The sequence below is a fragment of the Exiguobacterium sp. s141 genome (assembly GCF_018618085.1).
GTDB classification, from domain to species: Bacteria; Bacillota; Bacilli; order Exiguobacteriales; family Exiguobacteriaceae; genus Exiguobacterium; species Exiguobacterium mexicanum_A.
Genome location: NZ_JACSLJ010000015.1, coordinates 1 through 6,030, shown reverse-complemented (window position 1 = coordinate 6,030; position 6,030 = coordinate 1). Strand labels below are relative to the sequence as shown.

General features: G+C 45.7%; 4 protein-coding genes. 3 read left to right on the top strand and 1 reads right to left on the bottom strand.

All coding sequences use genetic code 11. The features are described from left to right. The first annotated feature begins 417 nt into the window (after positions 1 to 417). The 3 genes from KNP74_RS14730 to KNP74_RS14720 all read left to right on the top strand — a co-directional run bounded on the left by KNP74_RS14730 (position 418) and on the right by KNP74_RS14720 (position 5,616). Positions 418 to 2,448, top strand: a complete 2,031-nt coding sequence (locus KNP74_RS14730) for an ATP-binding domain-containing protein (RefSeq protein ID WP_214764706.1) — start codon at positions 418 to 420, stop codon at positions 2,446 to 2,448. Between the two features lie 12 nt (positions 2,449 to 2,460). Beyond that, positions 2,461 to 3,360, top strand: a complete 900-nt coding sequence (locus tag KNP74_RS14725) for a DUF5655 domain-containing protein (protein ID WP_214764705.1) — start codon at positions 2,461 to 2,463, stop codon at positions 3,358 to 3,360. 147 nt (positions 3,361 to 3,507) lie between these two features. Continuing rightward, entirely contained in the window at positions 3,508 to 5,616 is a 2,109-nt protein-coding gene (locus KNP74_RS14720) for a Piwi domain-containing protein (protein ID WP_214764704.1), read from the top strand. 27 nt (positions 5,617 to 5,643) lie between these two features. On the opposite strand, the gene KNP74_RS14715 is transcribed toward KNP74_RS14720, so the two are convergent. Then, the coding region (locus KNP74_RS14715) for an IS30 family transposase (RefSeq protein WP_214764703.1) at positions 5,644 to 6,030 on the bottom strand (387 nt) is incomplete at its 5' end.

Genomic DNA, 6,030 nt, shown 5'->3' with positions numbered 1-6,030 from the left:
ACGCATGCGTTGTCGAAACACTAAAACCCAGCTGGCAAAGTTCTGTACTTTTCGTTGCATTATTGTGCACATTTGTATTGCAAAATACAATTAGGTCTTCAAAGAACTGTCGATTTATTATTTGGCATTTCAAATTTACATAAACATCAAAAAAATGCTCATCTTGTTTACACGAGTGACTTGCAATATTTACAGCGAAATTTTAAAGACCAGAATATTAAATGGCCTCATATAGTAATCACATAACGAAGAAGAAAGATAGAGTAGTAAACGAGGGGGTTAATGCGAGTGACAGTTGTTATAGAGCAAGAACAAAAACGGTTGAATGATTTTTGCTCAGTCATTGAATCTCACTTAACGGGAAAAACTACAAGAGAAAAACCAGGTCTTGAGTCAAGCGACTATGAAATGATAGACATGCGGGGGCATTCACGTCAATCAGAAAGTGCACAGGAACGACAACGGTACAAAGACGCGCTGAAAGAGTTGTATTCATTCACATTCGTCATTGAGGACGAAGGCGAAGAAGAGATTTATCCGGTCGGGAAGTTCGGAGTGGCGCACCCTCGTTCACCTGAGATTCCGCTCGTTCTAGACTGGCGGAGTGAGGTGGCGATGCGTGCGTCCATGTTTAATGGAGAGACGATTGAGACGCCTGGTGGTGATATCGTTGGAATGACACAGCTCGAGCTTGATCGAAGACAACGACGTGTCATTCAGGCAAATCATCGTCGTGCTCCAAAACGGCAATCGAGCTCATTGACGAAACGGTTTACCGAACAAATTAAGTCGACATTCAAAAAGCCGTCGACGTTTCCTGACGTCCCACAAGATAGTTTTATGGAGCAAGAACTGACGAAGAAACAAAAAGATCGCTCCATCGACGGATTCATCGCAACGCGGCAAGCTGAACAGAACCACATCATCCAGGCACCCGTGAATACATATATGATCGTCCAAGGGGCGGCCGGGACCGGAAAATCGTTGACGGCGCTGCACCGTATGTCTTATTTACAGTATCAAGACGAACGTCGGAAAATGCTTTATTTGGCTCCGAATGAGGCGACGATTCATCAACTGTTGAAGGACGCGGAGCATTTACAAATTCAATCGGTGTCGACAATGGCGTTTGATGAGTGGTTAAAGACAGGGTCGTCTAAAGACTTCTCCGCGAGTGTCGTTCAAGAACTCCTTCCGTTATATCAAGGGCACGATCTATTCGAATGGGCGGATGCGGCAATTGAGGAGTGGTATGACGACGTTGCTGTGTTGCTTCGACGATATGAGCCGATTAAAGCGCTAGAGGATTTACATAAGCGGGCGTTAGCCATTTGGTTTGGACAAGAACGTCCAGGTCCCGCACAAACAGAACGCATTTTACAGATGATGCGCAGTGAGTCGGAACGTTTATCCATCTTGAATAAAGAGCAATATCAAAAAGACTTAATTGAGGGCTTAAAACGTTGGGCATCAGAATTGAATGCCGTGAAGGCACGAGACTTAGAGAAGTTGATGCATGAAAGTATGGAGAAGCGTCTTACACGTGAAAAACGAGAGCACCTTCAGTTAATCGATTTTTGGAAGAAAACGACCAAACTTGAGGCCGCGACGATTTGGTCAATCATGAAGCAACCAGGCCGTCTGGTTTACCTTAAGAAGTCACAACCAGAAGAACTGTTAGAGATGTGGCACAAGTTGAAACGTCCGACTGAGCTCGACCGCTTCTTCTGGATGTATCTTCATTACGAGACAACTGGATATCCCGACAAATGGAGTCATCTTTTTGTCGATGAAGGACAGACGCTTCGACCACTAGACATTTTTGTGCTCGAGAAATTGTGTCACGGGATGACGGTATTTGGTGACACGCTCCAAAGCTATCGTTTGCTCGAAATGACGTCCTGGGAACCGGTTAAAACGCATGGACAATCGAATTGGACGATTGAGTATTTAACGAAAACGTTCCGTACGGCGAAGCCGATTGTTGATTTAGCTAAAGCTTTATTAGCTGATGCGGGTCATGAGACGAGTTGGATTGATCCATTTGAAAGGAACGGGAAGCCGGTTGAACTGCTAAAATCGAAAAAGAGTCGTGAATTAAAAGAGTTACTATCACGATGGAGAAAAGAAGAATATTCGATTTGTATCATCACACCAACGATGGAGCGCGCGTCTTTCTTACATTCAAAATTACAGTTGCCGACGCAACTCATTCAATCGGAAACTACAAAAGTGAGTGACGACATTATCATCTCGACAATCGATTACTTGCGTGGAATGGAATTTGATGCAGTATTGATGATGGACGTGGATGACATGAACTATTTTGATACGCCTCAGGAAGTCCGACGGTTATATGTCTCTTTAACGAGGGCGTTGCATGAAGTTGTTCTTCATACTACAAATGAATACTCACTTTTATTAGCTGACCAGCTGTTGGAAGTGTAAAGGGAGAGTACAATGGGAGATCTTAAACTATTTCAAATAAGCGAACAGGGTACGGAAGAATTATACGGTCAATCAATGTCGATTGAAAAATCGCTACAACAATTGTTCGAGAAAAATTTAGAGCAGCTGCTCGGTATTCGTTTTGTTGCTTCGGAGTACAGCACGGGTCGTACACACGGTGGTCGGATTGACACGCTTGGGTTAGATGAAAATAACTCGCCTGTCATTATTGAATATAAGCGGTCGACAAACGAAAATGTGATTAACCAAGGATTGTTCTATTTGGACTGGCTACTCGACCACCAAGCAGAGTTCGAACTATCAATTTTGAAGCAGTATGGAAAAGAAGTGTCCGATACGATTGATTGGAGTAATCCGCGTCTCGTCTGTATCGCTGGTGGCTTCACGAAATATGATGAGCACGCTGTTAAACAAATCAATCGCAATATTGAATTGTACCAATACAAATATTACGAGAATGATCTGTTGCTACTGGACCTCGTCAATGCAACGACTGCGAAACCTATCACGATTTCATCGGATTTATCCGTGACAAGTAAGACAGTCAGTGACTACTTGAAACAAGCGACGGTAGAATCAAAGGACTTATTTGATGGTCTCGTGTCGTATCTTATGGCACTTGGTGATGATGTACAGGAAAATGTGACGAAGCACTATATTGCATATAAGCGTATTAAAAACTTCGCTTGTGTAGAATTTCATCCGAGCACGCAAAAGATTTTGATGTATGTGAAAGTAAACCCGGATACCGTAACGCTCGAACCTGGATTTACGCGAGATATGCGAGGAATCGGACACTACGGAACCGGAGATTTAGAAATTGTCTTATATTCTAAGGCGGACTTTGAAAAAGCGAAGCCTTACATCGAGAAAAGCTATGAAGCGAATTGATTATGTGGACTCCATCATTGTGATGGAGTTTTTTGTCTCAGAAGTAAACTTCTCATTTGAACCCTATCCGTTATTTTATCTACCTAATATTAGGAAATCCGTTATAGTGAATGCAATGATTTAATAATGGGGAAGGATGAGGAAAAGATGAACCAGTATTACTTAACAGAATGGCGAGCGTTAACAAAAGCAACGGACGTGACACTCCATCTCTATACCGTACCACTCCAAGATCCATCGTCACGACATACGCAAGGGGGGAAGCTGATTTTTCAATTAAATAAATTGAACAACTTTCAACCGATTGTGTTCTTTGATCAGTACATTGCTTCGTTTGAGGAAATCAAACAGTGGGGAAACGAGGCGTTTCTACAATACGAAGCACGTCCGATTAATCTTTCACGTAACGTCGAGCGAACGCTACTTGAACGACTGTTGAAAAAGCAGTTGGAGCGATTGGGACATCCACAGTACATGATGAACCGGGGGAAGTTCCGCTCGAAACAGGCGCATCCGCAGTCGACGAGCGGGCTACTCGTTTATCCGGCACTGGACCTCAATGTGAACGTGTCTGAGACGGATGAAATTGTCTTCGGATTCGATTTGACCCATCAATTTGAATACCGCGAAAACCTACTGCAGCAGTTCAAGCGTGAGCCGAAATCCGTGGCTACGGGAATGCGTGTCATCGATTCGACTCATCCGAAGTCGTATGAGTACGAATTTGTAGAAGTTGCGCCGTATCGAGCGAGTGAAGTGAGTCCGATTCTAAAGTGTTCGATCATTGATTATTTCGCAAAGAAAGATCCAAAACGAGTCATCGCACCAGACGCACTCGTCGTACACGTCAAAGATCGAAACAATCAAATTCTTCCATACTTACCCGAGCAACTGAAACAGAGTTGTTCATTTGAGACGATTCCAGCTAAACAGCTCGGCGCAGTCAATCGAATCATCAAATTGTCGCCTGACGCGCGAATGTCGAAACTGATGCCGGAAGCACTCGATTTGATCGGTCGACTGCCGATGCTTCAGTTTGAGCGGAAAGATGTGCGGGCCGCTCGTCTCGGCTATACCATCAAAACGTTACAATCTCCGCGCCTTCGCTTCGGTAAAGGGAGGACGGCAAGCTACGCCAAAGGTGGTTTGAATCAAGGCGGCGTGTTTGAAACAGGGGAGGCGACCGTCAGTTTCTTTGTCGACCCGAAATTACGTGATCGCCAAAAATTGCAACAAGTCCTCGATTTTATCAAGAAACTGCAGAATACGTCTGAACGCTTTGGCGTGACACTCAACGTCTCGACTAAACCAAAAGGACTGAGCCAAACGCTCTCTACCGATTTGTTGCAGGCAGAAGACGTCATGTTCCAACTGAAGAATGTCCCGAAACACTTTGAAGGTGTCGTCGTCGTCATCGCCGAGGAAGCATCGCTCAGTCATTCGTATCAAGCCATTAAGCGGGAATTTGGTGGGAAACATGATGTCGTGACTCAATGTGTGGAGCTGCATGATCGCGTGTTGAACTCTGAAGATACACTGTACAACATCCTACTCGGTGTGTACGTGAAGGCAGGCCTACAACCTTGGATTCTCGGTGAACCGCTCCACTCGGATTGTTTTGTCGGGTTAGACGTAAGCCATGAGAATGGAAAACATGCGTCGGGCGTCATTCAAATCATTGGGAAAGACGGGGCGATGATTAAGCAGAAAGCACTCTCGACAAGTGAAGCGGGGGAGAAAATCAGTTCTGAGACGATGCGGGAAATTGTCTATGATACACTTCATGCGTTCGAAGAACAGTACGGACATGTCCCGAAGCATCTCACGTTCCATCGAGATGGATTTGGGCGTGAAGATTTGACTCTTATTGATTCAATTCTATCTCCGCGTGAAATTCAATTCGACTACGTGGAAATTTTGAAAAACGTGAATCGACGGATGGCGATTCATGAAAAAGGGTGGAAAACTTCGCAGGGACTCATTTATACAAAAGAGCGCATGGGTTATCTTCTCTCGACGAATCCTCATGCGCGTGTCGGGATGGCAAAACCGCTTAAAGTCGTACAACAAACAACGACCTTGCCGTTTGAAGCCATTTTGACGGATGTCTATCGCTTATCGTTCATGCACGTCCACTCGCTATTGAAAACAAGACTGCCGATCACAACGCATTATGCAGATTTAAGTTCGACGTTCCATAATCGTGGCTTACTCAATGCAAATACAGAACATGAAGAGGCATTGCCGTTTGTATAATTCATATCCTTTATTTTTGACGGTTTGTCAAATTAAGCGCAACACTTCCTCGGTGAAGGCCTCGTGTGCGGTTTTCCAGTTCAGGCATTTTCTCGGCCGCCCGTTGATCTTGGCCAGCGCGTCCGCGAGTTCGTCATGCGCCACCTGCGCGAAGTCCGTTCCTTTCGGGAAGAACTCGCGGAGGAGCCCGTTGGCGTTCTCGTTGCTCCCCCGTTGCCACGATGAGTACGGGTCGGCGAAATACATCGGCACGCCGAGCGACGCCTGGATGCGTTCGTGACCGCTGAACTCTTTGCCCCGGTCCGTCGTCGCCGTCCTGAACGTCCCCTCCGGGAAGGCGGCGTGGACCGTGTGGATCGCCCCCTCCATCGAGGCCGCGCTACGGTCCGCGATCGGCAGGGCGAGGTAGAACCG